We start from the raw sequence: 25,764 nt of genomic DNA on the forward strand, positions 1-25,764 counted from the left end.
CGATCCCAGAGGACACCGTGTCGAACGACGCCAATATCACTCTCCGCGAGATCACCACCGAGGAGTGCTGGCGGCTGGCGCGCACGACGGACGTCGGCCGTCTCGCGGTCATCGATCACAGCCCGTCCACCCGCGGCCCGAGCGCCACGATCGTGCCCGTCAACTTCCTCGTCCACGACGGAGCGATCTTCTTCCGCAGCGGCCCAGGCAGCAAGATGATGGACATCGCCCAGCATCCTCGCGTCGCGTTCGAGTTCGACGGGCACCGCGGCCGTCGCTTCTGGAGCGTCGTCATCCACGGAGACGCGCACCGCCTGAACTCCGATATCGACATCGAGAACTCCGGCGTCCAGCAGCTCGAAGCATTCCACGACGACGACAAGCACAACTTCGTCCGCATCGACGTCGAGACGATCACCGGCCGGTCCTTCTTCCGCTGGCCCGTCTACCGCCTCCGCCGCGCTCTGCGCACCTATCGGGCGCGCCGCCCCGACGCGACCAGCCTGCGCACCACGAAGCAGTGACGAACGGCGAAGGCCCCCTCCACGAGCTGGAGGGGGCCTTCGCTCTGTCCTGGGTGCCCGGTGCATCACCGCCGTGCGAGAAGGCGGCGCTCGACCGCTTTGCCTCCTTCGGTGAGGAGGAAGACCGCGACGGCGATGCCGGTCGTGTACCCCCACTCGCGGAATCCGAGTGGCGCCGAGTGGAACCACGGGTGCATGAAAGGCGCGTAGACGAACACCAGCTGCAGGAGCAGAAGGGTGGTGCCCGAGATCCAGATCGCCCTGTTCCCGCGCAGTACGGCGAGCCGGAGGCTCGACGCCCGCAGGAACCGGCAGCTGAACAGGAACGCGAGTTGTCCGAGGGTGAGCATCGTGACGGCCGTCGTCTGCGCTTGGGCGCTCGTCGCCCCGATGCCGATCTCGGAGAAGAAGACACCGATGGTCGCCGCGGTGATCAGCGCGGTGACCCAGACGATTCGTCCGACGTAGCTACGGTCGAGGATCCCGCGTCCGGGGCGCGTAGGCGGCCGCTGCATGATCCCCGCCTCGGCCGGTTCGGTCGCGAGGGCCAGTGAGAGGGTGATCGCCGTGATCAGGTTGACCCAGAGGATCTGCGTCGCCTGCAGCGGCAGCGTGAAGCCGATGAGGACCGCGAGCAGCAGGACGAGCGCCTGCGCCGAGGTGGTCGGCAAGAGGAAGAGGATCGACTTCTGGAGGTTGTCCCGGATGCGGCGCCCCTCCTTCACGGCGTGGCCGATGGTCGCGAAGTCGTCGTCGGCGAGGACGATGTCGGCCGCCTCCTTCGTCGTCTCGGTTCCCTTGATGCCCATCGCGACGCCGATATCGGCACGGCGGAGCGCGGGTGCGTCGTTGACGCCGTCGCCGGTCATCGCGACGACCTCGCCGCGCGACTGCAGCGCGGCGACGATGCGCAGCTTGTGCTCCGGGCTGGTCCGGGCATACACGTCGACGGTCGAAGCGGCGTCAGCGAGCTGCTCGTCGGTCATCGCCTCGACGGCGTCCCCGGTCAGCACGGCGGAGTCGGTCTCGGCGATGCCCATCTCGCGCGCGATCGCGAGGGCGGTGCCGGCGTGGTCGCCGGTGATCATCTTCACGCGGATGCCGGCCGCGTGCATCGCGGCGATCGCGGCGACCGCTTCGGGACGGGGCGGGTCGAGGATGCCGGCGACGCCGAGGAAGACCAGGCCGGAGTCGAACTCCGACGCGTCGAGCGTCGTCCTCTCGTCGGTCGTGTGCGAACGGGCCGCGGCCAGAACGCGCAAGCCCTGAGCGCTGAGCTCGTCGACGATTCTCGCCCAGCGGGCCCGGTCGATCGGTGCGGTGCTGCCGTCGGGCTGCAGCTCGTGGCTGCAGCGCTCGAGGACCACCCCGGGAGCACCCTTCAGGAGGATGCGGATCGTGCCGGCGGCGTTTCGGGTGCGGACGGCCATGGACTTCGTCTCGGCGGCGAACGGGACGACGGCGAGCCGCTCGGCTCCGTCGTCGTCGAACCCGGCCTTGCGGGCGAGGGTACGCAGCGCGCCCTCGGTCGGGTCGCCGACGACCTGCCAGCCGTCCTCGCCGTCGACCAGGTGCGCGTCGTTGCAGAGCGCGAACGCCTCGATCAGGGCGGTCGGCCCGACGTGACCCGCGGTGCTCGGAGTGATTGCACCCTGGGGCGCGTAGCCCGTGCCGGCGACGTCGTGGCTGCCGGCGCCGGTGACGACCGTGCGGACGGTCATCTCGTTGCGGGTCAGCGTGCCGGTCTTGTCCGTGCAGATCGTGGTCACCGAGCCGAGGGTCTCGACCGCCGTCAGCTTCCGGACGATCGCGTGGTGCGACGCCATCTGCCGCACCCCGAGCGCGAGGGTGATCGTGATGAGCGCGGGGAGCCCTTCGGGGATCGCGGCGACAGCGAACCCGATGGTCGCGGGGACGAGCTCTGCGAAGTCCCGGTCGTGGAGGAGGCGGCCGACGAGAAGCATGACGCCGGCGACGGCGATGACGAGGAGGGAGATCTGCTTGCTGAACGAGTCGAGCTGGCGGGTGAGCGGCGTCGTGGTGTTCTTCGTGCCGGTGACGAGCGCATGGATGCGCCCAATCTCGGTGTCCAGGCCGGTGGCGGTGATGACGGCGGTGCCGTCTCCCGCGGTGACGTGGGTGCCCGAGAAGACCATGTCGGTGCGATCGCCGATCCCGCTGGCCGCGGGCACAGGCGCGGTGCTCTTCTCGGTCGGCAGCGACTCCCCGGTGAGGGCGGACTCGTCGATGCGGAGGGTGCTCGCGCCGAGCAGCCGGGCGTCGGCGGGGATCCTGTCGCCCGGTTCGACCCGGACGACATCGCCGGCGACGAGGTCGGCCGCGTCGATGTTGACCCACGCGCCCTCGCGCCTGGCCCTCGCGGAGAGCGAGAGCATCGCGCGGATCCCATCGAGCGCCCGTTGAGTGCGACCCGCCTGCACGACTCCGACGATCGCGTTGATGACCGTCACCGCGAGGATCACGACCGCGTCGATCCAGTCGCCGACGACGAACGTGACGATCGCCGAGGCGAGGAGGACGTAGATGAGGATGTCGTGGAACTGCCGCAGGAACGTCAGCACCGGGTTCGGGGTGCGCTCCGGCGGAAGGGCGTTGGGGCCGTGCGCGGTGAGGCGCCGCGCGGCGTCCGACGCGCTCAGGCCGCCCTCGCTCGCCTCGAGCCCGGTCAGCACCTCCTCGACCGTCCGGGCATGCACTGCCGGATCGAGGACGGCAGGTGCGAGCGAGGGCGACGCCATCAGACGAGCCAGGGGACACGGCGGACGACGGGCAGCTGCTTCCAGCGGTCCCCGAGGCCCCAGGTGTCGCCTGCGGCGAGCACGGCGACCGCGATCAGGGCGAGGGCGTAGACGATGTGGTAGTCCACGAGCGGATTCGTCGACGCGGCGTTCGCGCCGAACGGCCACTCCGCCAGGTACATCAGCACCATCATGAAGCTCCCGACCGCGGCGCTGACCCGCAGGCCGATGCCGAGCATCACGGCGACCCCGACGCCGAGCATGCCGAGCTGGAACAGGACGTCGCTCGCGGGGCTCGCGATCGCCGTGAAGAAAGGCTTGAACGGCCCGACGACCCCGTCGCCGAGGAGGAAGCCCTGGCTCGGCGTACCGCCGGCCACCCACGCGCGAGCGGCGGGGGTCGAGAACCCGAGACCGAACGTCTTGTCGAAGAACGCCCAGAGGAATATGAAGCCCGTCGCCAGGCGGAGCACGGCGAGGACTCGTCGACCGAGTCTGCTGGTCACCGGAGTGCTCGCGGCGAGCGGCAGGGCTCCGCGCAGAGAGGTCGGGCGGCGGTCGAGGTCGGTGGGTGCGGTCATGGGAGGGCCTCCGGTTCGTGACCACGGTGCGCGGCCTCACGATCAGATTCCGGTACCGCGTCCAGACCAGACAGAGGCAAAGGTCCCTGGTCAGGTGAGCCTCTGCGGTGATTGGCTCAGGAGATGACATCCCCGACCGATTCCGCTGCTGGCGCGCACCGGGATGAGCCGCATGACGGCGCCGTCCAGGCGCGCTTGAACTGGCTGCGCGCCGGCGTCCTCGGGGCGAACGACGGCATCGTGTCCGTCGCAGCCCTCGTCGTCGGAGTCGCCGGCGCCACCACCCAGACCCCGGTCCTCCTGACAGCGGGTGTCGCAGGACTCGTCGGCGGCGCGATCTCCATGGGCCTCGGCGAGTACGTCTCCGTGAGCAGCCAGAGCGACAGTCAGCGCGCGCTGATCGCGAAGGAACGACGTGAACTCGCCGAAGATCCCGCTGCAGAGCTCCTCGAGCTCGCGGGGCTCTACGAAGCCAGAGGCCTGACGGCAGGCACGGCACGACAAGTGGCAGCCGAGCTGACCGAGCACGATGCCCTCGCAGCGCATCTCGAGACCGAACTCGGGCTCTCCGAGGACACCGTCGCCAGCCCACTTCAAGCCGCTGGCGCGTCCGCGCTCGCCTTCACCATCGGGGCGATCCTGCCGCTGCTCGCGATCCTGCTCACCCCCGCGGAATGGCGGGTCCCGGCCACCTTCGCCATCGTGCTCCTCGCCCTCGCGCTCACCGGATACACCAGCGCCCGCATCGGAGACAGCCCACCGCCGCGCCCCACCTTGCGGGTCGTGGCTAGCGGCGCGCTTGCTCTCGCCGTGACGTACGCCATCGGGTCGTTGCTAGGAGCTTCCGGCGCGGTGTGATGTGCCGAACGCGCTCGACACTTCATCAAGGCCTCACCCGAGCGTCAGAGACACTGAGGTGAAAGAGAATGGCCTTCTTAGGTACCCCTCGTCTGCCGCTTGGCGGTCAAACTCAGCCGAGACGGCGGAGGTCTCGCTGTCTGAACAACGTTTCTCGCAATCGTTCCAACAGCTGCGTGCCACATCCGCTCCCTACCGGCCTAGAGGGTCGCGGGCGGTCCGGTGCTCACCCGCACGATCAGTGAGGTCGGCACCAGCTCGACGACGGGGTCGTCGCTGACCCCGTTCGCGAGCTGCTCGAGCAGCAGCTCGACGCACTTCGCGCCGACCGCGCGGTAGTCCTGCCGGATCGTCGTCAGCGGCGGCGAGAAGTCCTGCGCCTCCGGGATGTCGTTGAAGCCCACCACGCTGACGTCCTCGGGGATCCGCAGCCCGTGCTCCGCGAACGCGCGGTAGACGCCCAGCGCGGCCTCGTCGCTGGAGACGAGCACCGCCGTGCAGTCCCCGCTCTCGGCCAGGGCGGCGCCGTGCAGGTACCCGCCGTCGGAGCGCCAGTTGCTGTAGCGGGCGGGCGGCACGGGCGCGCCGGCCTCGACGAGCGCTTCCCGCCAGGCCGCCTCGCGGCGCTCGGACGCGAAGGAGCCGCGGGGTCCGGCGATGTGGTGCACCGTGCGGTGCCCGAGCTCGAGCAGGTGCTGCACGGCGGCGCGCACGCCGCCCGCCTGATCGGCGTCGACGACGGGCCCGTGCGCTCCGGCGGCCGCGTTGACGAGCACGCGGGGGATCTCGGGAAGGGTCAGCTGCGCCGTGTCGCGCAGGTAGGTCTCGACGACGACGATGAGGCCGTCCACCGCCAGCTCGCCGAACCGGGTGAAGGCGCCGTTGAGCCCGGTCTGGCTGGGCGCCGAGACCGGGACGAGCGTGATCGTGTAGCCCGCCTCCGCCGCCGCGGAGGCGATCGAGTCCACGGTCTGCATCATGCCGAAAGTGCCTAGACCCAAGAAGGCGATCCCCAAGGTGCGGAACGATCCACTTTTCAACGCGCGAGCCGCGCTGTTGGGGCGGTAGCCGAGGGTGCGCATCGCATCCAGGACGCTTTGCCGGGTTGCGGGGACGACATTGTTCTGCCCGCTGGCAACCCGCGATGCCGTGACGGGCGCCACGCCGGCGAGACGCGCCACGTCTGCCAGTGAGGGGCGGCGGGAGGCATCGGTCATGTCACCATCCTGTCTCCTGCTGCGCCTCAGCTGGCCAGGCCGTCCTAGAGAAGCGGTTCCTCACCCAGCGGGCGCAACTGAGGACCAGCGCGTCTACTGATCAGACGTCCGCGAGGTGCAGGCACCGACGTCTCGGAGTAATACACCGCCGCCGAGGTTGAGGTCGGACGCGACACCGTGACTGAGAACCCCGCCGCGACGACGGTCGCGCCGAGGTGAGCGGACGAGGGCCGCCCGTGAGAGGCGACCCCGAGACTCCCTAATACGACAGAAGGTGACGGCTTCGCAAGTCGGGTGCGTTTTCGGGATAGACCGCCCTCCACTTCGGGGCGCGAGCTGCGCTCGCGGAGCGGCGACGGAGCGCCGCCCAGAGGCCCGTCCGGCTACGCCGGCCGCTGTTGGTTCGCCTGATGGGCTCACGTGTCTTTTTGCCGGGAAGCCTTCGGCGGCTCGTCCGCTTCGCTCCCTCGTAGCTACCTGTGGGCTGCGTTCAAGTGGCTGCGCCACCGGCTCCTCCGAGACTTTCGGCACGCGGTCGCTGCGCTCACTCCTATCGCGCCGAAACTCTCTCCACCCGCCGCCCTGCGGGTTGCACTGCGCCCTCCGGTTGCTCAGGCGGAGAACCGCCTTCCGGCAAAAGACGAGGGGGAAGGGCAGGACAAGACCACCGCCCGGATCTGACAGCACCGACGACGAGAGGACCCACCATGAACGACTCCACCGCCACCGAAACGCAGGCACCGACCCTCACCGACGCGCAGGCCGAGTTCGTGTCCGTGTTCGCACGCGAGGACCTGGCCGGTGATCTGGCAGTCCGGTTGACCTGTGTCGAGTTCGACGCGCTGGCCGGACTCCTGCGAGCATTCGGACGGGACGAGGCCGCGGACCTGTGGATCGCAGAGCACGCGATCGATGACGACGAGGGCGATGCCCACCACACCGCGGAAGGAGAGTGAGACTCATGGCGCTGACCGTCTACTCGAAGCCGTCGTGCGTGCAGTGCACCATGACCTACCGGGTGCTCGAGCAGAAGGGCATCGAATACACCGTCGTGGACATCACCACCAACCCCGCAGCGCTCGCGTACGTCACGGAGGAATTGGGTTACTCCGCCGCTCCCGTGGTCGTCGCGAGCGACCAGGACCACTGGTCGGGCTTCCGCCCGGACCTCATCGAGAAGCACGCGGCATGACCGGACCGGACGCCTCGAGCGACGAGTATCGGGCCGGGTATCTCGCCGGGCAGGCCGATCGACAGGGAGAGATCGACGCGCTCGACTTCCTGGCCGATCGGCTCTACCGCGCCGCCTACGGCGACGAGCGACGCCTCCCGGCCTACGCTTCGACGCGCGCCGAGCTCGAACAGCGCAGAGTGCTGTCCGAGCCGCCGGTCGAGGTCACTCGCCGCGACGCTTTGGCGTCTTGGGGTATCGAGCCGACCCCCATCGACACCCCTGCGGCCGAGGCCGCGAAGGAGATCCTGTCGACGTCGACGGGACGAACGAACCGCACGAGCAGGAGACGGCAAATGAGCACCAGGACCATCACCGGCAACCTTGCCACCGACCCCGAGGCTGTACAGGCGGGCCGGGTGCAGATCGTCAAGCTGCGCGTCATCGAAAACACCGGCGAGTTTCGCGGGGGAGAGTGGACTCCGCACGAGGCGCCGACGACGCACTTCGTGGAAGCGAAGTTCGAGCTAGGCGAGCACGTGCTCGCCTCTCTCCACCGAGGAGACGCCGTGATAGTCGTCGGCTACGAGCGCACCGTCACTTGGGGCGAAGGAGAGAGCCGCCGCACCGGTCGCGTCCTCGAAGCTGACGCCGTCGGCCCCAACCTCACCCGCGCGACCGCCGTCCTCACAACCGCCGAGCGGCGGGCGCCGCGCCGCAGCACCGACTCTGTCGACGATAAGTCGGATCGCTGACCGCCTCGTCGACTTCCCACTCCGCCCCGTGGAGCTCCACCGCCCGCGAGGAAACCCCACACCGCCCAGGACAGGCATGACCGACCAACTCCCGCGCGAGGCCCCGATCGTCCCGCGCTCCACTCCCTGCGCTTCGTGCCCCTATCGCGTCAACGTGCCCTCTGGGATCTGGGACGCCGACGAGTACGCGAAGCTCTCTCGATACGACGCCGACGTCCCCGACCAGCCGACCGCGGTGTTTCTCTGCCACCTCGACGAGGGATGCGCCTGCGCTGGGTGGCTCGGCCACGCGAACCCCGCGAATCTACTCGCCGTGCGCCTCGGTGTCCTCCGTCACCGCCTCGACCCGGCCTGCCTCACCTACGCGAGCGACGTGTCGCTGTTCCCCAGCGGCGAGGCCGCGGCTGAACACGGTCGACGCGACATCACCCACCCCAGCTCCCAAGCGGCCGCAGCGATCGACAAGCTCGAGCGCCTCCGACACCTCACCAGCACAGATCACGATCCAGCGATCCAGTAACCCTGACGCCGCGAGCTGACGCCGCGGCGCCGCGCCTCCTCTGCCGCTCCTTCGAGGTGGCGAGAGGAGCGATAAAAGCCTCGAGAAACTGCAGATACCAGCGGGTCGACGCGGACACGGACTCGGCGTCCGCGGAACTGCGGAAGGCCACCGTCCCCGAGGGCCGGCGCCGCCATCCGTGAGGGGCGACCCCCTCACACTCCCCGGCCTTCCCCGGTCCGGGGCGCGAGCTTCGCTCGCGCAGCGGCGACGGAGCACCGCGAGTTGGAGGCCGCTGCGCGGCCCGTTCCGCCTGTTTTCTTCACCTCTCCGCGGTCTCAACCTATTTCGCTCCACCGGCTCCGTGCCACCGCGATCGGACGCGCCCTGCGGGCTTATTCCCCCCGATCGCGGCATCACTGCGCCGCCTCCACTCAAACGGTTCTTCCCGCCGGAGAGGCAAAGAAAAACGATCAGCCAGAGGGAGACACACCATGAGCCAGCAGCGCGGCACCCGTACCGAGGTCATCACCACGACCACCCACAGCCCCGGCGTCGAGGGCATCAGCCGGACCGCCCGAGAGGTGGTCATCGTCGGCGCCGGTGGCCGCGACCCGGTGACGGAGCAGACCCCGGCCGTGCGCCTGGTCACCCGTGAGGGCGGCGCGTCGCTGGCCGGGGTGGCGCTGCAGCACTTCGAGCCCACCGAGCCGCTGTCCGCGGGCCGGGTCGGCTACATGGCTTCCGGCGCCTTCATCGTCGTGCCGGTCGAGGTCGCCCGAGCGCTCGACCTGTTCCCGGCCGCCTACGCGCTGCACGACCGCAGCGAGACGCCCACCGACTACCGCGCCAACGACTGACCCCCGAGACGAAAAGGAGATAGAGCATGCTCACCATCACCCACACCCCCGAAGCCGGAACGATCATCGAGGGCACCAGCCGCGGCGACGGCACCGCCGAACTTCTGAAGGCGACCGGCTGGCGCTGGGGCCGCTCCATCGCCGCCTGGTACGTCCCGCAGTCCCGCGACCGCCTCCCGAAGTGGTCGAGCATCAACGCCGCCGCGGCCGCGCTGCGCGCGGCAGGGCACGAGGTCACCGTCGACGCCGACGAGAGCTTCCGACCCGCCGCCGAGGTCGAGGGCGCGAAGATCGAGCGCCAGGCCGCCCGCATCGACGCGCTCGACGCCAAGGCCGACCGCCGCGCCGCGCAGGCAGACGACGCGGACGAGGCCGCACGCCGCGCCCTGCGCCGCCTGCCCGAGGGCGGCGAGCCGATCAAGATCGGCCACCACTCCGAGAACCGCCACCGCGCCGCGATCGCCAAGGCCGACGCCGCCTTCGGCCGCAGCGTCGAGGCCGACCGCGAGGCCGCCCGCGCCCGAGCCCGCGCCGACATCGCGGCCGGGACGACCGAGGCCCGCTACCTTCCGCGAGCGGTCGCCCGCCGCATCGACCGGCTCGACACCGACGTCAGACTCCTAACCCGCCGGATCGAGGGCAGCTCGCACAACTTCGGCGGCGGACACATCGAGACGACCGCCCCCGCTACCGGCGCGCGGCTAGACGGGCTGCGCGCTGAGCGGGCGCAGCTCGAGAACCAACGCGACTACTGGAGCGCCGTGCGCGAGGCGCAGGCCGCCGCCGGTGCGACCGCGATCCACAGCCGCGACACCATCGCCAAGGGCGACGCGATCGAGCACAAGTTCGGATGGAGCACCGTCACCCGCGTGAACCCCAAGACAGTGACCGTCGCCCTCGACTGGAACGGCGGAATCAGGCCCTACTCCGTCGCCTACGCCGACATACAGGGGCACCGCCCCGCGGCCGACGTCGCAGCCAACACGGAGGCGCCCGCGGCGAGCTGAACGGGGCGTGCGGGCCAACCCTGCCGGCCCGTGAGGGGCGACCCCCTCACACTCCCCGGTGCTCCCGTCGCGGGGACGCGAAGACGTACCCGCGACGGCGACGGAGCGCCGCCGCAGGTGCGAGGTGGTCAGCGCCAGTGGGCGAGTTCGCTCGCCATCAACAGTCGTGCGCGGGAGAGCATGCCCCGCACGGCGGTCGGGGTGGTGTCGAGGTCGAGAGCGATCTCGTCGTAGCTGAGCTCGTGCAGTTGCCGCAGTTCCCAGCAGCGACGCTGCAGGGCCGGCATCCGCTCGAGTACCCGTTGCGCGTCCGCCGCGAGAGCGGTGCACCGGCCCGCGGCCTCGGGGTCGTCTTGCTCGGGCGCCGGCAGTTCCTCGTCCAACTCGGTCCGGCGCGCGGACGCGGGCGCGCGGAGGCGGTCGATGCTGCGTCGGCGGGTCGTTGTCGCCAGCCAGGGATGGTCTCCCCGTCGATCACGCTGTCCAGGTGCGTCCACGCGGCGAGGAACGTCTCCTGCACCACATCGTCGACGTCCGCGGAGCTGCCAAGCGTTCGTGATGCGATCGCGCGCAGCAGACGCGAGTAGCGGTTCACGATCGCCGCGAACGCCCGGTCGTCGCCGGAAGCGGCGCGGATGACGAGCACCCGGTCCGAGTCCATCGGCAGCGCAGGAAGGGTCGTGGCATCGAACACGGCGGGAGCGGTAGCTCGTGTCGAGGTACGTGCGGTGGTGAGCATGCGGGCTCCGGTCGTCGAAAAGTATGTGTCCGCATACTTCGTAACAAGAGAGTCGACCGGTTGCCCAGGCCTTGACCCCAGTGAAGGGGTCCATATAAACGACAGAATCCGGACTAATCCCCAAATGTCGCTTTCTAGGCAGGATCCCGTTCCGGGGCGCGAGTTGCACTCGCGCAGCGGCGACGGAGCGCCGCGAATCGGAGGCCGCGATGCGGCCCGTTCCACCCGATTTCTTCACCTCTCCGCGGTCTCAACCTATTTCTCTCCACCGCCTGCGTGCCACCCATTCCGGACGCGCCCTTCGGGCTTATTTCGCCCGGAAAGGACGTCACTCCGTCGGCTCCACTCAAACGGTTCTTCCCGCCGGAGAGGCAAAGAAAAACGATCAGCCAGGAGCTAGGAGCAACACATGGACAACCTCGAAGCGATCCTCCGTCACCAGATGGTCACCTACCTCGTCAGCAAGAACATCTTCTGCCCGCGCACCGGGGCGGTTCTGGACTCCCGCACCTGCGTCGTCCTCAACGACGTCGACGGGGACCCCGCGGTCGGCATCTCGCCCGAGGGCTGGCAGCAGATCGCGAAGGACCCCGCCACCCTCGACCGCCTCGCTGAGCGCGGCCTCACCGTCGACATCAACACCGCGCTGGCCGCGACCCGCTGAGAGGAACAGGCGATGTACCGCACCGACACCGACACCGGCCTCGCGACCCCCGAGCAGGTCGCCCTCGTCATCGCCGACAAGCGCATCCACTGGGACCAGAATGCCGACGACAGCGACGACGTGATGCTCGCCGCCGTCCGCAACGCCTACGCCCTGCCCGGCGCGCAGCCCGTCGAGGACGATGGCTCCGCCCTCGCCGCCGCCCTGATCGCGTTCCTCACCCCGGACCCCACCCGCGTCGCACCGGTCGTCGACGCCGACACCGGCCGCGCGACGCCCGAGCAGATCGCCCTCATCGTCGCTTTCGAGCGCAACTACTACGAGGAGAACAAGAGCGCGAGCGTCGAACAGCTCCTCGCGGGCGTCCGCAACACGCTCACCCTCCCCGGAGTGTGGGTCCCCGGCGGATTCCCCGTCCAGGAGGACGGCACCGATCACGCCGATGCCCTGATCGCGTTCCTCACCCCCGCTCCAGCCGCTGACCGGATGCTCGCCGCGATCGAGAGCCTGCACCAGCAGGTATGGGCCGCGGCCCCGGTGCTCACCGTCGAGACCATCACCGATGACGGCGAGACCTACCAGGCGCTGCGATACCCCGTCTGCGCCCGACTCGTCAGCGACGGGGGAGAGCTTCGAGCCGTGGACGTCTCGACCCGGTGGAGCAGAGCGGAGCCGGACGCGGAGAACCGTCAGATGGACGTGAGCGCCGGGGATCACGACTACGGCAGCACCCTCTACTACCTCCATCGGACCGGCGAGGCGCACGCCGTCGTCCCACCCGAGGGCTGGTCCGAGACCTGGCTCTAACCCAGCGGGGGTGCGGCCGGCCTCCGGGCCGGCCGCGAGGGGCGACCCCCTCGCGCTCCCCGCATCCCGTTCCGGGGCGCGAGCTCGCTCGCGCAGCGGCGACGGAGCGCCGCGGCGAGGAAGCCGCTACCGCGGCCGAATTCCTGTTTTCTTCACCTCTCCGCGATTCCAACCTATTTCGCTCCACCGGCTCCGTGCCAAGCATTCCGAACGCGGTCGCTGCGCTCCCTTATTTCGCCCGGAATGCTCGTCACTGCGCCGGCTCCACTCAAACGGTTTTCCCCGCCGGAGAGGCAAAGAAAAACGATCAGCCAGACAGACCCGCAGGTGTACTAGACCCACGGAGAATGTCACCCCGCTGATCCCACCGAGGGAGAACCGACCGTGACCACCACCACGAAGACCCGCAAGCCCGGAACGACCAAGAAGCGCGCCCCGCGCACGACGCCGGAGGAACGCCGCGAGCTGGCGACGGCGCTGCACGAGAGCATCACCGAGCAGGTCGAGGCGCTGCGCGACTCCGACCAGTGGCGCCGGTTCCTCGCGTTCGCGTCCTCGTTCCACCGCTACAGCCTGGGCAATCTGCTGCTGATCCTCGCTCAGCGCCCGGACGCCTCCGCAGTCGCAGGGTTCAAGGCATGGCAGGCGAAGGGCCGCCAGGTGCGCAAGGGCGAGAAGGCGATCAAGATCTTCGGCTTCGCTCAGCGCAAGATCGCCGCCGACGAGGCGCCCGAGGAAGGCGCCACGACCAGCACCGACGAGAAGGGGCAGAAAACCCAGACGTACTACCCGCTCTTGTCCGTGTTCGCGATCGAACAGACCGACCTGGCGGAGGGCACCGAGGATCCCCGCGACATCGCGCAGCTGCTCACCGGGGAGCACGATCACGGAGTCATCGCGCCGCTGACGGCCGCTCTCGAGACCGAAGGGTGGACGGTCGAGCGCCGACCGCTCTCGCAGGGAACGAACGGGTACGCCGCCCCGGAGGAGCGCACGGTCGTCGTGGATTCCAGCCTGTCGCCTGAGCAGGCCGCGAAGACCCTGATCCACGAGGCCGCGCACGTGCTGATGGGTCACGTCGATGACCTGGAGGAGTACGCGCAGCACCGCGGGCTGATGGAGACGGAAGCCGAGTCCGTCGCGTTCGTCGTCGCTGGGCTCGTGGGTTTCGACACCAGCGCTTACAGCGTCGGCTACGTCGCGACGTGGAGCGACTGCAAGGCCGACACGATCCGCGAGACGGCCGCGCGGGTACTGACCACCGCGCACCGCATCGCCGCGATCCTCGACGCCGACGACGACGAGAGCGAGGACGGCGAGGGCTGACAGGCGACGGGCCGGCCTGCGGGCCGGCCCGTGAGGGGCGACCCCCTCACACTCCCCGGTCTTCCCCGTTCCGGGGGCGCGAGCTCCGCCCGCGCAGCGGCGACGGAGCGCCGCCAAATGGGAGCCGCTACGCGGCCCGATTACCTGTTTTCTTCACCTCTCCGCGGTCTCAACCTATTTCGCTCCACCGGCTCCGTGCCACCCATTCCGGACGCGGTCGCTGCGCTCCCTTATTTCGCCCGGAATGGGCGTCACTACGCCGCCTCCACTCAAACGGTTCTTCCCGCCGGAGAGGCAAAGAAAAACGATCAGCCAGAGGGAGCACCCACACCATGCAGACCGCCACCGACTTGCAGACCACCGCGAAGACCTACCTCACGCTCGCGAACACCCGCGCGGTCGATATCCGCGTCGTGGGCACCGATCCCAAGACGACGCCTTCGGTGCACGTCACCCGCCGCACGTCCGGCGTCTGGGAGGCGTGGCACTCCGACCAGCTGCACGGCATCACCAGCGGCTCGTTCCGCCACTGCGTCGCCCACGCCCGCCGCGCAGCGATCCGCCGCATCGCCCCGTTTTTGAACCGCTGAGAGGACCACACCATGACCCGCATCGACATCAGCAGCGCCACCACCGAAGAGCTCTACGTCATCATCAACACCCCGGTCGACTTCGGCAGCGCCAGCACCGAACAGCTCGCCCTCATCGTGGACACCCGGCGCACCGAGTCCGATGACGACGCGGCCGCCTCGGACGTCGAGATCCTCGCGCACGTCCGCGACACGCTCACCCTCCCCGGTGAGGGCACTCCGGGCGGGTTCCCCGTCACCGACGACGGCACCGCCTACGCCGCCGCCCTGATCGCGTTCCTCACCCCTCTCGGGAAGTCGAACGGGTGGAGCACCGACACCCCGGAGACGCCGGACGAGCGCGCGGCCAGCACCGAGATTAACCGGCGGTCGAACGAGGCGTGGCAGGCGCTCTCCCCGGCGGAGCGGGCCGCGCGGATTGAGGCCATCGAGTGGGCAGAGAACGGCGGGCCGTGCGACTGCCCCAACTGCTACGAGCCCCCCGACTACTAGCCGCGCGGCGCGGGCCGGCCTTCCGGACCGGCCCGTGAGGGGCGAGCCCCTCACACTCCCCGGTCTTCCCCGTTCCGGGGCGCGCGCTGCGCTCGCGCAGCTGTGACGGAGCACCGCCGGCAGGAGCCGCTACGCGGCCGGATTACCCGTTTTCTTCACCTCTCCGCGGTTTCAATCTATCTCGCTCCGTCGGCTACGTGCCGTCGCTCTCGGACGCGCCCTGCGGGCTTATTTCGCCCGAGAGAGCCGTCACTCCGCCGACTCCACTCAATTGATTTCATCCCGCCGGAGAGGCAAAGAAAAACGATCAGGAAGACGACAAAAGCCCCGTAGTTGGCTTAGAACCACGGGACTTGTCGCCTCAATGATCGCACACCGATCAAGGAGAAATCATCGTGACTATCACCACCGGAACCGGGACCGTTCAGCACATCGACCCGACCACCCTCGTGATCGAGGCGAACGTGCGCACCAGCGCTCCCGTGACGAAGGACTTCATCGCGTCGATCCGCGAGAACGGGGTCATCACCCCTGTTCTCGCCCGCCGCGACGAGCACGGCAACGTCATCGTCCGCACGGGACAGCGCCGCACCCTCGCCGCCCGCGAGGCCGGGGTCGCCACCATTCCCGTCTACGTCGTGGAGGGCGACGAGACGACCGCGGACCGGATCGTTCAGCAGATCATCGAGAACGACCAGCGCGCCGAACTCTCGGTCGCGGACCGCACCGCCGCGTGGGCGCAGCTCGCGTTCGAGGGCGTCACCGCCGCAGCGATCGCCAAGCGCACCGGCACCAAGACAGACGCGGTGAAGAAGGGCCTCGCGGTCGCGGAGTCCGCGACCGTCACGTCCGTTCTGCACGAGCACGAGCTGACCCTGGACCAGGCGGCGGTGCTGTTGGAGTTCGAGGACGACGCCGACGCCCGCGCAACCCTGATCGAGGTCGCCACCCACGACCCCGCCCAGTTCGAGCACACCGCGCAGACCCTCCGCGACGAGGCCGCGCACCAGGCGCTCCTCGCAGCGACCGCCGCCGAGTACACCGGCAACGGCTTCCAGATCCTCACCCGCTCCGACGCCTACGGCGACCAGGCGACGTGGACGCCGGTGCGGCAGCTGCGCGGCGAGGACGGGAAGAGCGTCACTCCCGAGCAGGTCGCCGCCGCTCCCGGCCGCGGAGTGCTCATCGACACCAGCTGGCGCGGCGAGGTCGAGGTCACCCTCCTCGTCCAGGACCCCACCGCCGCCGGATTCACCTACGCCTACGGCGCCCCCGAGCAGCCGCAGACCGAGGAGGAAGCCGAGGAGGAGCGCGCCGAGAAGTCCGCGGAGCGGAAGGTGCTCATCGCCAACAACAAGGCGTGGAACGCGGCCGAGAAGGTGCGCCGCGAGTGGATCGCGACGTTCCTCGCCCGCAAGACCCTCCCCAAGGACGCGGATCGCGTCATCGCTCTCGGCCTCACCACCCACCGGTTCGCGGTGTCCTCCGGGATGACGGGCGGCAGCGACCTCGCCCACACGCTGCTGCGCATCGAGCGCCCCTCCGGCTACCGCGCCGACGCCCTCGCAGCGCTGGTCGAGGCGAAGCCCGCGAAGGCCCGCCTGGTCGCTCTGGCCGTCGTCCTCGGAGGCCAGGAAGCACACACGAGCAAGGAATCCTGGCGCCGTGGCGACGAGCGCACTGCCGAGCACTTCCGCCAGCTCGCGGCCTGGGGATACGCGCTCTCCCCGGTCGAGCAGGTCGTCACCGGCGACAGCACCCCCGCCGACGCCGCAGGGCTCAGCTAGCCCCTCCGGCGGGGACCGGCTCGCGCCGGTCCCCGCCCCTCCTCTTCTCCCACTGCTGCACAGGAAGGCCCGACCATGACCACCACGACCACCACACCCCGCCCCGCCCACCGCTTCGACCCGTACCAGGAGGACCCGACGCTGCGAGCGGCCGAGGTCGCCGTCGACGCCGCGGCCGCGTCCGGGGACGCCGACGCGACCGCCGCCGCAGCGCGAGCGCTGATCGTCGCCGCGGCCGCCTACGGCTGGCCCACCGCGACCGCCCTCGTCTTCAAATACGAGACGACCGGCCCCATCGCCCACGTCTGGGGACTGTGGAAAGTCCTCGACGCTGACCGCCAGGTCCTCCGCGAATGGGAGGAGGAGCCCGGCGGCATGACGGATGAGTCCGAGGAGGAACTGATCGCCCTCGACCTCATCAGCAACCGCCGCGCGACCCTCGACTACACCGACTTCGGAAAGCCCATCGGCTCCACGACCCTGATCCTCCACACGCTCGCACTCTGAGCGCGTGCGCGGGCCGACCCGAAACGGGCCGGCCCGCACGAGGGGGAGAGCCCCCTCGACCCCCCGGTCACGCGCGTGGAACGGCCACGCGCGCTCGAGCGGTAGTCAGCGGCGAGGACGCGGCTTGTACCTCTTCCCCGCCCGGATGTTCCGGTTCTCGATCACACCGACCACCGCCAGGCCCGCGGCCACGGCGACGATCAGCGCCCACCCGAGCACGTTGAACCACTCACCGGTGAAGGCGGCGTAGGTCTGCTCGGCGGCGATCGCGAAAAGCATCAGCGACAGCCCGAACCACACCATGCCGTTGGAGATCAGCGCAGCGCGCGCGAGCTTGGTGCGAGGCTTGGCCATGAGGGCACCCTGTCACCGGCACCTGAATGTGTCCACGGCAGGCGTCAGGACGGGCGACATCTCGACCACAGGCCCGCTCAGGGGATATGGTGGCACTCACTCGGGATAGCCGTGCCCGCCGGACATTCGTCCGGCTTTCGTGCTTTCTGGGCACTTGACGGCTGAGCGCATATCCTGGTCCCGAATCGGAAGAACTCTGCCCGAATACTCTAAGATGGCTTCACGTAGAAGAAGTGCGCCCAGTGGCGTAAACTACTCCCGCCTTCTAGTCTTCTGCCCGCCGGCCCTCGTGCCGGTTTTTTTCATGCCCGGATTGAGCAGACCCGCTCTCCTGGCCCTCTCCTTCCCTGTGCCCCTCTCTGAGGCGCAGGGATCGTCGCGCCCCCAGCGCGACAACGACAGAGCGCGCTCGCGTGCTCGGACCCCAGCGGAGGTTCATGTGATGAAGCTGCTGCTCGGGTGGCTGGTGAAGGCGGACCCCACCGTGGCGCTGCTCCTTCTCGCCGGAATCATCCTGATCCTGATCGCGCTCTGCGCGGTCCTGGTCATCTTGGTGATCTGCGGCAAGAAGAAGTATCACAAGCGCGTGGTATCCGTCCTGAAGGCGATTGGCGAGATGCTCGCCGACGCTCGCGGCTGACCCGAAAAAAGCGCCATCCTGCTGGGCGGGGGAGAGCTCTGCCCGCAAACGTCCCGTATGAGGTGCGCTTGACGGGACATGAGCTGTGCCGCGTTCCACGACCGAAGAGGCCGAGCGCTCCTAGGCCAGCTTCATGTCCTTTAAGTCCTAGACGTCGTAGCCGATCAGGAGTTGAGCCTCATTCATGGCATTGCCGAGCAGTGATTCCCACGTGTTCTGACTGTCGCGAGCCAACATCCGGGGCTCCTTGAATGGGAGTCGATAGGGCATCTGGCCAGCCCCGGGCGAGATCCACAGCTCGAACTCACCGCCGGTCTTCCACTCCTGATTGGGGAGGACGAGGGCTGCCGTGTTGTGCGTGACGTTGACGTACTGAATGGCGCCGATACCGCCGTTCTTGTCGTACGCCTCGTAGATCGGACTCACGCGATCCGCAGCCCCGCTGCCCTTAGAATCTGGCTCGTCCGGAGTCGCGACGGGGAAGCCGTCGAGCCAGAACGCGGGCAGCAGTGGCGTGGAGGCGTCGTATACGACCCATCCGGATGCAGCGGAAGTCATCTGCCCATCCTGGCGGAGGATCCTGCTGTTCACGGTGACGACTTCTTCGCGCGCTCGCGTTGCTTGGGCTCCTTCGGCCGGGGAGCGTCCCTGCGAAGAAGCAGCTCGAGCACGCGAAGAGCTTTGTCGCTCCGCGGTCCGGTCGCGAAAATCGCCATGAGGACCGCAACGCCCACGATCGCGAGGTAGCCGGCGCCCAGGCTGGCTGGGGCTGCGACGACAGGCTCGATGACCGGAAGAAGGGTGGCAAAAAGGGTGGCCAGGGGTGGCACCGTGTCTCCAACAACTGGCGCGAACTCCCCACCCGCTCAGCGCCGGTCTCAGATGACAGGTCAGCTCTTGTTCGGCACGGACGAATCCGCATGTCCTGATCGAGTCGGTGGTCGGTTGATCCGGTCGGTGGGGATACCCGGACGAACGCCAACAGCGATGAGAACGCCGCGATGCGCATCGACACCGGTGTCTACTCGGCTCGAATTGCATCGATTTGGACGCAATGCACCTACATGCACTACGCGACCCGAACTAGCCGAGCCGAGGCGGTCACTTGCTGAGAAATGTTCACCGGGAGTCTCTGACCGCGATGGCCTATTACCCGGCTGACCCAATTTGCTGCTGAGAGGTGCGCCTGTCCTCCCATCGTACAGCATGCTCGCATCCGCTTCCCTGGGAACCTCCAGCGCGTCTTGTAGCGGGCGCGTCCTGCGCGTGTCCCGTAGGGGGATCGTTCACCGGGTCAGCATGGCGTCCGTTGAGGGGTCGGTCTCCGGACGCTGTTGCGCCAGGATGGCGGGGTGGAACGGAACGCTGTCTGGCAGAGCATCGACGTTGAGCGGGCTGCTCTCGTTGACGACCTCTCGCAGGTGGAGGAGTCGCGGTGGTCGACGTCTTCGCTGTGCGTCGGTTTGACGGTTCGTGAGGTGCTCGCGCACCTCACGGTCAGCGGAGTCGTATCAGGGCCGCGCTGGTTCGACGGCGTCGTGCGTGCGCGATTCGACTTCGACAAGCAAGTGGACGATCGTCTGCGCGAGCAGCTCGGCGCGTCCTCTTCCGAGACGCTGAGTCGGTTCCGAGCGACGATCGGCAGCCGTACCTCGCCGCCCCTCCCGCGCCTGGCGCTGCTGGGCGAGATGGTCGTCCACGGCGAGGACATCCGCCGGCCGCTCGGCCTGGCCCGGGACTACCCGAAGCAGACCTTGAGCTCGGTGCTCCGCTACTACGCGGGCACCGACCAAGTGGTCATCGCCAAGAAGCGGGTTCGCGGCCTGCGACTGGAAGCCGTCGACACCGGCATCACTCTCGGGGAAGGTGAAGTCGTGCGCGGCAGCACCCTCGCGCTGATCATGGCGATGACCGGACGCGGCGCCTACTGCACCGAGCTCACCGGAGCTGGCGTCGCCGAACTGTCCGCGCGATCGAGCTGACGACCAGCCCCTCAGGTCAGTCTTTCGGTCAGATGCACGGTGACCGGATCTCCGACGTCCTTGCCGAGCTTCTTCCGCAGCTTTGCGCTGATGGAGAGCATGTGCCCGCCGACGCCGGTCGGCATCAGCCCAGCGGTCACCGGCTCGCCGTCGACGGTTGCAATGACCTTCACCGACTTTCCCGTGCCGAACAGCTCGACCGAGCCGGGCACTTCCACACAGGACCAGAGGTCACCCTTCACCATGACGCCGATGGGCGCAGTGAAGGTCTTGTCCAGCGGACCAGGGCTCGTGCTCATGGTGTGCTCCTCACGCTGACGACGGGGCGTCTGCTAACGGTAGCGATTGCCATCACTCCATGGTCTAGCGGGTGTCCGGTAGGGGATCGTTCACCGGTACACGCAGACGCGACACCGAGCGCCGCGAAAACCTGTGGATCTTGGCGCTTCATGGCCGTGTTTTGACGGGGCTTCGTGTCGCTCTGGCGCCGTCAGCGCTGCTGCTCGGCCAGCCGCTCCTGCAGGACCTGCACGATGTCATCCCGGTAGATTGCCTTCACCCGATGCCGGACACCCCGGTTGTACTCATCGACCAGCGTTTTCAAGTCCCGGGCGTACTCGAACGAGCCACCTCCCGAGAAGTAAGCCCGCACCCACGTCGCCGAATCGACCGGAAGCCCCTCCCCAGCGAACGCGCGAAGTAACTGCACGACCGCATCCTTGCCGCGCCCGCCACGCAGACCGTTGTTCTCAGCCATCCGGATCATCTCGATGGCCTCGGCTAGCAGAGGCGCGGTCGGCGCGACCGACGCGCCGGTGTGCAGATTCGTGGCGCCGAGTCCGTCGAGCCACGTCTTGACCAGGTCGTGCTCGTTCCAGATCATCACGAATACTCGAGTGAACAACTCGTCGCGAACCATCCGCTGCAGCACCTCGCAGGCGCCGTCCTGCAGCGGATACACCACCGTGATCGGATGCTCGAGGACGGAGTCTGAGCCGAGTGAGCCACGGACGTTGTCGATCGAGACTACGACGCGGTCCGCCTCCTCCGGCGCAATGAAGCTGATCACCCCCTGATGCCCACCCTTCCTACCCGCGACGAGCGCTTCAGCGCGCTCGACAGCGAACATGTAGGGCGAGGCGCCGAGCCAACTCCTGATGACCGCGCTCTGCGGAACCATCGCCGTCCCGTCCTGGCCCCAGTCCTCACGCACCATGTAGGCAAGCTCTGTCATGTGCTGAGCATGACACTCGCCTCCGACAAGCCTTCCGGCTCTCGGGTCGAGCGATCAGCCAGCGGGAGACACGCCATGAGCCAGCGGGCACCTGTACCGAAGACATCACCACGACCACTCACAACTCGAGCATGGAGGACACCAGCCGGACCGCCCGAAAGGTCGTCATCGTCCGCGCCGGCGGCAACGACCCGGTCGCCGAGCAGACCCCCGCGGTGCACCTGGTCTCTCGAGAGAGCCGCGCGCCACGGGCGGGGGTGACGCCCCCCGCCCCACTTGCTCAGCCTTCGACACGAATTGGCCGAGTTGCGGCAAAACTGCTTGTGTCGGTCACTATTGTCAAGCTGGTCGAGGCGCGGCTCAGTACGACGTAAAGCTCATGCGCATTATATCCCGCAGGATTCTCCAAGACAGCATGCTCAAATTCTAAGCCTTTAATCAGCAGCGGCCGCCCGACAATTCGAGATTCCGGGCGGCGCCCGATACGACTCATTCGAGTGCGAACACTGATGACGGCGTCGAGAGCCGATAGATCATCTGTTGCTTCGCAGAGGCGAAGAGCCTCTAAGACCCCGAACCAGGCCTCCCGCCGATAGAGGCGGAAGGTCGGTAGCCTTCCGATCACAACAAGCGCTAGACGTACCGCTGCTGGAGTGCTATCTCGAAGAAGACCATTAGTAGCCTGCACAGCTAGCGATATCTCCGATTCTTCCGGGCTACTAATTGGCCTTCCTGCGCTCAGGGAAGTTCGGTCTTTTAGGGAGAAAACTCCCGCCAGTCCGAATGCGCAGTCGATCGCGAACTGAACCGTGCCCGCCGCAATGTAAGAACTATCGCCAGAATCGACCACTTCCGCGAAGGCCCTCAGATGCTTACCCTCAATTTCCTCAATCATTGTGAATGACCCACCTAAACGACGTGCAAGTAGCGCAGCGTCCGACGGCCACCTCGAAATCGCGACGGTGGTAGCCGGGTGTCGTGGCGATTCGTGGAACGGTGCCAGCCCATCTGATCGAGGCCTTAGCCGAACCGGCGCTCCTTCAAGGTCGAGTTTTTCACCGTCCAGTAGCGCGCTTCGCGCACCCAGAAGCCACTCGCCAAGCTCTTCGTTTCGGCCCTTCCACCTCCACGCCTGTATATCGATCGGCATCCCAGGAAAATGGGGTAGAACCTCGCTGTCCCAGTCGACCGGTTGCGCCGTACCGAAAAAGAACAAGCCCTGCATGCGGTCACCGAGCACGCATGTTGGTACGGTTGCTGAAAACGCGGCAATAAGCTCGTGCTGCCACAGCTGGCAATCTTGATACTCGTCGACAAGTAACAGGTTGTAACTCGCGCGCAACATCCGAACAATCGCGGGCGTCTGAACGGCCCTCCGCGCGGCATTATGGTACGCCTGCGATAGCTTCCAGTCGGGCTCGTCACCGACCGAGATACCCGATAGTTGCGGCATCTTTGAAATCAGGTCAAAGCTCCAACTGTCAATTGTGCGCACGGTCACTGCTTGGACAGGTACCCCGAAGCGCTTGAGGCGGCGTCGAATTACGTCGACACCGGCATGAGTGTGCGTGAGTACAAGTGATCGATTTCCGTTCAAGGCATGACGTTCGACTAAACGCCCAATGAGTTCTGTTTTGCCTGTCCCTGCGGGAAGCTCAATAGAGCAGGGCAGTGACGTCAATATCTGCGAAATTTTATCGTCAGTCATCAGCGTACACAAACTCAGTAACGCGCCTTAAACCTATTCGAAGCTCCCCTTCTGGGAGCTTGTCTCGGTGCGTCCACACGACCTCGCCCAGCCGCATCCCGTGATCCTCGCGCTTGAACCAGCCGATCTTCTTCGCCGCTGCTCCCAGCGCGGCGCGATAGCCATCGCCTGCCATTTTCGCCCATGTTTCCGGATCTTCATGCGGGAGCTTCGTGCCAACTCGAGCGCTCACGGCATCAGCGACTGATTCGATTCCTCGATCGTCTATGACGAGCATAACCAGTTCAACAACAGCCTCATCCGGAACGGCAAAGAATATAGTCTCCTCGAGCGCGTGAGGCTGATCCCACTGGACCACAGTTACCCCCGCGCGAGCTGCTTCTGCAACTCGGTCCGCATTGGATGTGACATCTGCGTCGAGGACCAGCAACGTTCGGTACTCGAGGTCGGCAAATGCTCGGGCGCGATCGGGAGCCTGTGAATCTCCGCCTCCATTCGTCACCGTCGTTCCAGTTATAACCGATGTTGTATTTGCCGTCGCGAGCCGTTCTCGGTCGAGGGCGATTAAGATCGAGCGAAGGAAGCCAACCTCAGTTGCCCCTTCCCCGACTACGACTCGACGGGCAAGGAGTGCGGATGGCGCGGCGCGGACGATGCCTTGAACTGTTTCAGCGTCAGCGTCTACGAGATCTTTCGGTACGGCGGTGACGGTTGTCATGCCATTTGTTGACCGTACAACGAAAAGTTGTTGCGAGGTCAGTGCTTCGACAACCAGTGGCGAATGGGTCGTGAATATTACTTGAATCTGCTCGGCTTCGGTTTGGCGAAGCAGATGGCGAATTAGATTTGCGAGACGATGTGGATCAAGTCCGCTCTCAAGTTCATCAATGGATACCATCGACCGTCCGGCCAAGGCATTCTCTTGAATGGACAGGCTAAGAAGTCGGCGTGAGCCCAGGCCGAATTGAGACAATGGTATGTCGCCATCGTGGAGCATGAGAGCCGCGCTGCCGGCACCAAAGGCGGGATCAAGGCCGGGGCGGAGATCGCTAAATGTCGCAGCGCCGAGCTTTCGCGATTCCGTTTGTGCAATGCTCGCCGCGTCGTGTAGGGGTGTTCCTGTAAGTGCTCGGACAGCCTCGCGCGCCTGCCGTTGCGCCGCGGTGAGTGCATGTGACGCGCCTGACTGAGACTGGGTCATTGTTGTTAGTGCCGAACCGCGTCCCCATCTGAGGTTCTGACCCGAACCTTCACCAACGCGAAAGTAGCCGAGTCGAGCACGTTCGGAAGCGGTCATACGCTCACCTACTTGCTCACTTGGTCGGACGACTTCCCATACTGGCTCAAGATCCGCGTTGACGGTAAGTCGAATGATTAGGCACTCTTCGACATCGGCTTCATCTACTGGATCGTGCGTCAGGGTGTTATCGGGATAAATTCCACTGCGGTTCTTGCCGTGAGCGCGCTCGTCTACGAGCGCGTCGGGTAGGTCGACGACGACCGCTTCGATGACAATAGAAGAATTTGTTTCGTTGTTATAAAAGTCCGCATCAGTAAACGTCACGTTATAGCGCGGGGTCAGGACGAGGCCGATCGCATCAAGGATTGTCGTCTTTGTGCTGTCACCCGAGCCCACAAGAGCAATGAACGAGGCGCTCAAGTCGAGGTTTGCTTGCTTGATCCCGCGGAAGTTTTCAACGCGAAGCGTTCTTAGACGCACGTGAGCGACCCTTCATCATGGCCACGCTGGGGCGTGCGGCTCGTTGATCAGGATACGAATCAGAGTCAAGGCTCGCCGACTCGCCCCTCCGGCCGGGCCGAAAAAGCGTGAATTGCGCTATGCCTCAAAAAACATTAGCTTTACGAGACGACGAGGGAGGAGCGGTTCGCGGCTGAGTTCAGCCGGAACGGCGGGTGTTTCGCTGTCTTGGTAACTCGTCTTGTAGCAGTTCGTCTCAGCGGGCTGCCTGGAGGGACTTTCCGAGTCAGAATGTACTCGTGAGGCTTCTCGGATATACGCGTGTGAGTACGTCGGGTCAGGACGCGCAGTTGCAGGTCGATGCGCTCTTGGCGGCCGGCGTGCAGAAGCGCGACGTGTTCGCGGACGTGACGTCCGGCAGTAAGACTGCGATCGAGCGGCGCGGGATGAAAGAGCTGCTCGAGTACGCCGAAGAGGGCGACACTGTCGTCGTCTGGCGAGTGGACCGTCTCGGCCGGTCACTGATCGACGTCTTGAACACGGTGAACCTACTGCGTGAGCGCGGGGTGCACGTCCGATCGATCTCCGATGGGATCGACCCGTCGACGTCGACGGGCCGGCTGATGCTGAACATGCTCGCCACACTCGCTGAGTACGAGCGGGAGCTCATCGTCGAGCGGGTCAATGCCGGGATCGCCGCGGCTCGTGCGAGCGGAACGCGCTTCGGCCGTCCTCTGTCGGATCCTGCAGTGGTCGCGGACAAGCTCGCGATCGCCGCGGACGCGCGTGCGCGTGGGCGCACTGCTGAGGATGCTGCTCGTCTGGTCGGGTGGAGTCGTGCGTCGCTCTATCGCCATCAGGCGGATGCCGCTCGTCGCGCAGCTGCGAAAGAGCAGGCAGCGTCTGGGTAGCGGATCGCTCAGCCGAGCAGTTCAGCCGCAGCTGCGGACGGAGTGTGCCCGAGGCTTCGGTGGCGTCGTCCGAAGTCGGGGGATTCGTGGCCC

At 67.1% G+C, this 25,764-nt stretch carries 28 protein-coding genes and 1 pseudogene; 18 read left to right on the forward strand and 11 right to left on the reverse strand.

Annotated features, from left to right (window positions below; translation table 11 throughout):
* Positions 1 to 17 precede the first annotated feature (17 nt).
* Positions 18 to 524 (forward strand): pyridoxamine 5'-phosphate oxidase family protein, encoded by a 507-nt coding sequence (locus tag GSU72_RS19785; RefSeq protein WP_159986982.1) that lies wholly within the window; start codon positions 18 to 20, stop codon positions 522 to 524.
* 65 nt (positions 525 to 589) lie between these two features.
* Here GSU72_RS19785 and GSU72_RS19790 read toward each other — a convergent pair whose 3' ends face one another.
* A complete protein-coding gene (locus GSU72_RS19790; RefSeq protein WP_244256162.1) occupies positions 590 to 3,241 on the reverse strand; it encodes an HAD-IC family P-type ATPase in 2,652 nt (883 codons plus the stop codon).
* A 41-nt stretch (positions 3,242 to 3,282) separates the two neighbouring features.
* Positions 3,283 to 3,864 carry a DoxX family protein gene (locus GSU72_RS19795; RefSeq protein ID WP_167306131.1) on the reverse strand — a complete coding sequence of 194 codons (582 nt, stop codon included), beginning with the start codon at positions 3,862 to 3,864 and terminating at the stop codon, positions 3,283 to 3,285.
* A gap of 123 nt (positions 3,865 to 3,987) precedes the next feature.
* Between GSU72_RS19795 and GSU72_RS19800 the strand changes: the two genes are divergently transcribed.
* On the forward strand, positions 3,988 to 4,722 hold the full coding sequence (locus tag GSU72_RS19800) for a VIT family protein (RefSeq protein ID WP_159986984.1): 735 nt from the start codon (positions 3,988 to 3,990) through the stop codon (positions 4,720 to 4,722).
* Positions 4,723 to 4,922: 200 nt separating this feature from the next.
* On the opposite strand, the gene GSU72_RS19805 is transcribed toward GSU72_RS19800, so the two are convergent.
* Positions 4,923 to 5,702: a substrate-binding domain-containing protein gene (locus GSU72_RS19805; RefSeq protein ID WP_348272854.1), complete on the reverse strand. Its 780-nt coding sequence runs from the start codon at positions 5,700 to 5,702 to the stop codon at positions 4,923 to 4,925.
* Positions 5,703 to 5,789: 87 nt separating this feature from the next.
* Positions 5,790 to 5,939: pseudogene (locus GSU72_RS21930) on the reverse strand (LacI family DNA-binding transcriptional regulator); the annotation flags it as partial.
* Between the two features lie 707 nt (positions 5,940 to 6,646).
* Here GSU72_RS21930 and GSU72_RS19810 point away from each other — a divergent pair.
* From GSU72_RS19810 to GSU72_RS19835, 6 genes are all read left to right on the forward strand, one after another.
* Complete coding sequence (locus tag GSU72_RS19810; protein ID WP_244256163.1) at positions 6,647 to 6,895, forward strand: hypothetical protein; 249 nt, start codon at positions 6,647 to 6,649, stop codon at positions 6,893 to 6,895.
* Positions 6,896 to 6,900: 5 nt separating this feature from the next.
* The gene (nrdH, locus tag GSU72_RS19815) at positions 6,901 to 7,131 is read left to right on the forward strand and encodes a glutaredoxin-like protein NrdH (RefSeq protein WP_159986986.1); all 231 of its coding nucleotides are present in this window, start codon (positions 6,901 to 6,903) and stop codon (positions 7,129 to 7,131) included.
* On the forward strand, positions 7,128 to 7,865 hold the full coding sequence (locus GSU72_RS19820; protein ID WP_159986987.1) for a hypothetical protein: 738 nt from the start codon (positions 7,128 to 7,130) through the stop codon (positions 7,863 to 7,865). Before nrdH ends, GSU72_RS19820 begins: the two co-directional genes overlap by 4 nt.
* A gap of 76 nt (positions 7,866 to 7,941) precedes the next feature.
* Positions 7,942 to 8,385 carry a DUF6283 family protein gene (locus GSU72_RS19825; protein WP_159986988.1) on the forward strand — a complete coding sequence of 148 codons (444 nt, stop codon included), beginning with the start codon at positions 7,942 to 7,944 and terminating at the stop codon, positions 8,383 to 8,385.
* Between the two features lie 473 nt (positions 8,386 to 8,858).
* Entirely contained in the window at positions 8,859 to 9,224 is a 366-nt protein-coding gene (locus tag GSU72_RS19830) for a hypothetical protein (protein ID WP_159986989.1), read from the forward strand.
* A 26-nt stretch (positions 9,225 to 9,250) separates the two neighbouring features.
* Complete coding sequence (locus GSU72_RS19835; RefSeq protein WP_159986990.1) at positions 9,251 to 10,231, forward strand: DUF3560 domain-containing protein; 981 nt, start codon at positions 9,251 to 9,253, stop codon at positions 10,229 to 10,231.
* A 128-nt stretch (positions 10,232 to 10,359) separates the two neighbouring features.
* Here GSU72_RS19835 and GSU72_RS21735 read toward each other — a convergent pair whose 3' ends face one another.
* Entirely contained in the window at positions 10,360 to 10,614 is a 255-nt protein-coding gene (locus GSU72_RS21735; protein WP_244256165.1) for a sigma-70 region 4 domain-containing protein, read from the reverse strand.
* Positions 10,615 to 11,379: 765 nt separating this feature from the next.
* On the opposite strand from GSU72_RS21735, the gene GSU72_RS19845 reads away from it, so the two are divergent.
* From GSU72_RS19845 to GSU72_RS19875, 7 genes are all read left to right on the forward strand, one after another.
* Positions 11,380 to 11,634, forward strand: a complete 255-nt coding sequence (locus GSU72_RS19845) for a hypothetical protein (RefSeq protein ID WP_159986992.1) — start codon at positions 11,380 to 11,382, stop codon at positions 11,632 to 11,634.
* A 12-nt stretch (positions 11,635 to 11,646) separates the two neighbouring features.
* Positions 11,647 to 12,441 carry a hypothetical protein gene (locus GSU72_RS19850; protein WP_159986993.1) on the forward strand — a complete coding sequence of 265 codons (795 nt, stop codon included), beginning with the start codon at positions 11,647 to 11,649 and terminating at the stop codon, positions 12,439 to 12,441.
* A 384-nt stretch (positions 12,442 to 12,825) separates the two neighbouring features.
* Entirely contained in the window at positions 12,826 to 13,767 is a 942-nt protein-coding gene (locus GSU72_RS19855) for an ArdC-like ssDNA-binding domain-containing protein (RefSeq protein ID WP_159986994.1), read from the forward strand.
* Between the two features lie 332 nt (positions 13,768 to 14,099).
* Entirely contained in the window at positions 14,100 to 14,357 is a 258-nt protein-coding gene (locus GSU72_RS19860) for a hypothetical protein (protein ID WP_159986995.1), read from the forward strand.
* 12 nt (positions 14,358 to 14,369) lie between these two features.
* Entirely contained in the window at positions 14,370 to 14,849 is a 480-nt protein-coding gene (locus GSU72_RS19865; protein ID WP_159986996.1) for a hypothetical protein, read from the forward strand.
* A 395-nt stretch (positions 14,850 to 15,244) separates the two neighbouring features.
* Complete coding sequence (locus GSU72_RS19870) at positions 15,245 to 16,636, forward strand: ParB/RepB/Spo0J family partition protein (protein WP_244256166.1); 1,392 nt, start codon at positions 15,245 to 15,247, stop codon at positions 16,634 to 16,636.
* Between the two features lie 75 nt (positions 16,637 to 16,711).
* Positions 16,712 to 17,143 (forward strand): hypothetical protein, encoded by a 432-nt coding sequence (locus GSU72_RS19875; RefSeq protein WP_159986997.1) that lies wholly within the window; start codon positions 16,712 to 16,714, stop codon positions 17,141 to 17,143.
* Between the two features lie 105 nt (positions 17,144 to 17,248).
* On the opposite strand, the gene GSU72_RS19880 is transcribed toward GSU72_RS19875, so the two are convergent.
* A complete protein-coding gene (locus tag GSU72_RS19880; protein WP_159986998.1) occupies positions 17,249 to 17,497 on the reverse strand; it encodes a hypothetical protein in 249 nt (82 codons plus the stop codon).
* Between the two features lie 442 nt (positions 17,498 to 17,939).
* Between GSU72_RS19880 and GSU72_RS19885 the strand changes: the two genes are divergently transcribed.
* On the forward strand, positions 17,940 to 18,137 hold the full coding sequence (locus GSU72_RS19885; RefSeq protein ID WP_159986999.1) for a hypothetical protein: 198 nt from the start codon (positions 17,940 to 17,942) through the stop codon (positions 18,135 to 18,137).
* Positions 18,138 to 18,284: 147 nt separating this feature from the next.
* Here the strand turns inward: GSU72_RS19885 and GSU72_RS19890 are convergent, their stop codons facing one another.
* Entirely contained in the window at positions 18,285 to 18,695 is a 411-nt protein-coding gene (locus GSU72_RS19890; RefSeq protein WP_159987000.1) for a hypothetical protein, read from the reverse strand.
* Positions 18,696 to 19,489: 794 nt separating this feature from the next.
* On the opposite strand from GSU72_RS19890, the gene GSU72_RS19895 reads away from it, so the two are divergent.
* Positions 19,490 to 20,119 (forward strand): maleylpyruvate isomerase family mycothiol-dependent enzyme, encoded by a 630-nt coding sequence (locus tag GSU72_RS19895; protein ID WP_159987001.1) that lies wholly within the window; start codon positions 19,490 to 19,492, stop codon positions 20,117 to 20,119.
* Positions 20,120 to 20,130: 11 nt separating this feature from the next.
* Here the strand turns inward: GSU72_RS19895 and GSU72_RS19900 are convergent, their stop codons facing one another.
* From GSU72_RS19900 to GSU72_RS19915, 4 genes are all read right to left on the reverse strand, one after another.
* On the reverse strand, positions 20,131 to 20,418 hold the full coding sequence (locus GSU72_RS19900; protein ID WP_159987002.1) for a DUF1905 domain-containing protein: 288 nt from the start codon (positions 20,416 to 20,418) through the stop codon (positions 20,131 to 20,133).
* A 191-nt stretch (positions 20,419 to 20,609) separates the two neighbouring features.
* Complete coding sequence (locus GSU72_RS19905) at positions 20,610 to 21,353, reverse strand: hypothetical protein (RefSeq protein WP_159987003.1); 744 nt, start codon at positions 21,351 to 21,353, stop codon at positions 20,610 to 20,612.
* A 280-nt stretch (positions 21,354 to 21,633) separates the two neighbouring features.
* Positions 21,634 to 23,061, reverse strand: a complete 1,428-nt coding sequence (locus GSU72_RS19910; RefSeq protein ID WP_159987004.1) for a UvrD-helicase domain-containing protein — start codon at positions 23,059 to 23,061, stop codon at positions 21,634 to 21,636.
* Positions 23,054 to 24,781 (reverse strand): ATP-binding protein, encoded by a 1,728-nt coding sequence (locus tag GSU72_RS19915; RefSeq protein ID WP_159987005.1) that lies wholly within the window; start codon positions 24,779 to 24,781, stop codon positions 23,054 to 23,056. Before GSU72_RS19915 ends, GSU72_RS19910 begins: the two co-directional genes overlap by 8 nt.
* Before the next feature lie 278 nt (positions 24,782 to 25,059).
* Here GSU72_RS19915 and GSU72_RS19920 point away from each other — a divergent pair, with 278 nt between their 5' ends.
* Positions 25,060 to 25,671, forward strand: coding sequence for a recombinase family protein (locus GSU72_RS19920; protein ID WP_159987006.1), 612 nt, complete (start codon positions 25,060 to 25,062; stop codon positions 25,669 to 25,671).
* Positions 25,672 to 25,764: the final 93 nt, after the last annotated feature.

Source organism: Rathayibacter sp. VKM Ac-2760, assembly GCF_009834185.1.
Taxonomy (GTDB): Bacteria; Actinomycetota; Actinomycetes; order Actinomycetales; family Microbacteriaceae; genus Rathayibacter.

What these genes read in the sequence shown, in the direction of transcription:
- GSU72_RS19880 (WP_159986998.1), bottom strand. Translation starts at nt 17,497, where the DNA reads ATGGCCAAGCCTCGCACCAAGCTCGCGCGCGCTGCGCTGATCTCCAAC.
- GSU72_RS19860 (WP_159986995.1), top strand. Translation starts at nt 14,100, where the DNA reads ATGCAGACCGCCACCGACTTGCAGACCACCGCGAAGACCTACCTCACG.
- GSU72_RS19850 (WP_159986993.1), top strand. Translation starts at nt 11,647, where the DNA reads ATGTACCGCACCGACACCGACACCGGCCTCGCGACCCCCGAGCAGGTC.
- GSU72_RS19885 (WP_159986999.1), top strand. Translation starts at nt 17,940, where the DNA reads ATGAAGCTGCTGCTCGGGTGGCTGGTGAAGGCGGACCCCACCGTGGCG.
- nrdH (WP_159986986.1), top strand. Translation starts at nt 6,901, where the DNA reads ATGGCGCTGACCGTCTACTCGAAGCCGTCGTGCGTGCAGTGCACCATG.
- GSU72_RS19865 (WP_159986996.1), top strand. Translation starts at nt 14,370, where the DNA reads ATGACCCGCATCGACATCAGCAGCGCCACCACCGAAGAGCTCTACGTC.
- GSU72_RS19820 (WP_159986987.1), top strand. Translation starts at nt 7,128, where the DNA reads ATGACCGGACCGGACGCCTCGAGCGACGAGTATCGGGCCGGGTATCTC.
- GSU72_RS19795 (WP_167306131.1), bottom strand. Translation starts at nt 3,864, where the DNA reads ATGACCGCACCCACCGACCTCGACCGCCGCCCGACCTCTCTGCGCGGA.
- GSU72_RS19810 (WP_244256163.1), top strand. Translation starts at nt 6,647, where the DNA reads ATGAACGACTCCACCGCCACCGAAACGCAGGCACCGACCCTCACCGAC.
- GSU72_RS19900 (WP_159987002.1), bottom strand. Translation starts at nt 20,418, where the DNA reads ATGAGCACGAGCCCTGGTCCGCTGGACAAGACCTTCACTGCGCCCATC.
- GSU72_RS19910 (WP_159987004.1), bottom strand. Translation starts at nt 23,061, where the DNA reads ATGACTGACGATAAAATTTCGCAGATATTGACGTCACTGCCCTGCTCT.
- GSU72_RS19800 (WP_159986984.1), top strand. Translation starts at nt 3,988, where the DNA reads ATGACATCCCCGACCGATTCCGCTGCTGGCGCGCACCGGGATGAGCCG.
- GSU72_RS19830 (WP_159986989.1), top strand. Translation starts at nt 8,859, where the DNA reads ATGAGCCAGCAGCGCGGCACCCGTACCGAGGTCATCACCACGACCACC.
- GSU72_RS19805 (WP_348272854.1), bottom strand. Translation starts at nt 5,702, where the DNA reads ATGATGCAGACCGTGGACTCGATCGCCTCCGCGGCGGCGGAGGCGGGC.
- GSU72_RS19835 (WP_159986990.1), top strand. Translation starts at nt 9,251, where the DNA reads ATGCTCACCATCACCCACACCCCCGAAGCCGGAACGATCATCGAGGGC.
- GSU72_RS19825 (WP_159986988.1), top strand. Translation starts at nt 7,942, where the DNA reads ATGACCGACCAACTCCCGCGCGAGGCCCCGATCGTCCCGCGCTCCACT.
- GSU72_RS19845 (WP_159986992.1), top strand. Translation starts at nt 11,380, where the DNA reads ATGGACAACCTCGAAGCGATCCTCCGTCACCAGATGGTCACCTACCTC.
- GSU72_RS19905 (WP_159987003.1), bottom strand. Translation starts at nt 21,353, where the DNA reads ATGACAGAGCTTGCCTACATGGTGCGTGAGGACTGGGGCCAGGACGGG.
- GSU72_RS19890 (WP_159987000.1), bottom strand. Translation starts at nt 18,695, where the DNA reads ATGACTTCCGCTGCATCCGGATGGGTCGTATACGACGCCTCCACGCCA.
- GSU72_RS19875 (WP_159986997.1), top strand. Translation starts at nt 16,712, where the DNA reads ATGACCACCACGACCACCACACCCCGCCCCGCCCACCGCTTCGACCCG.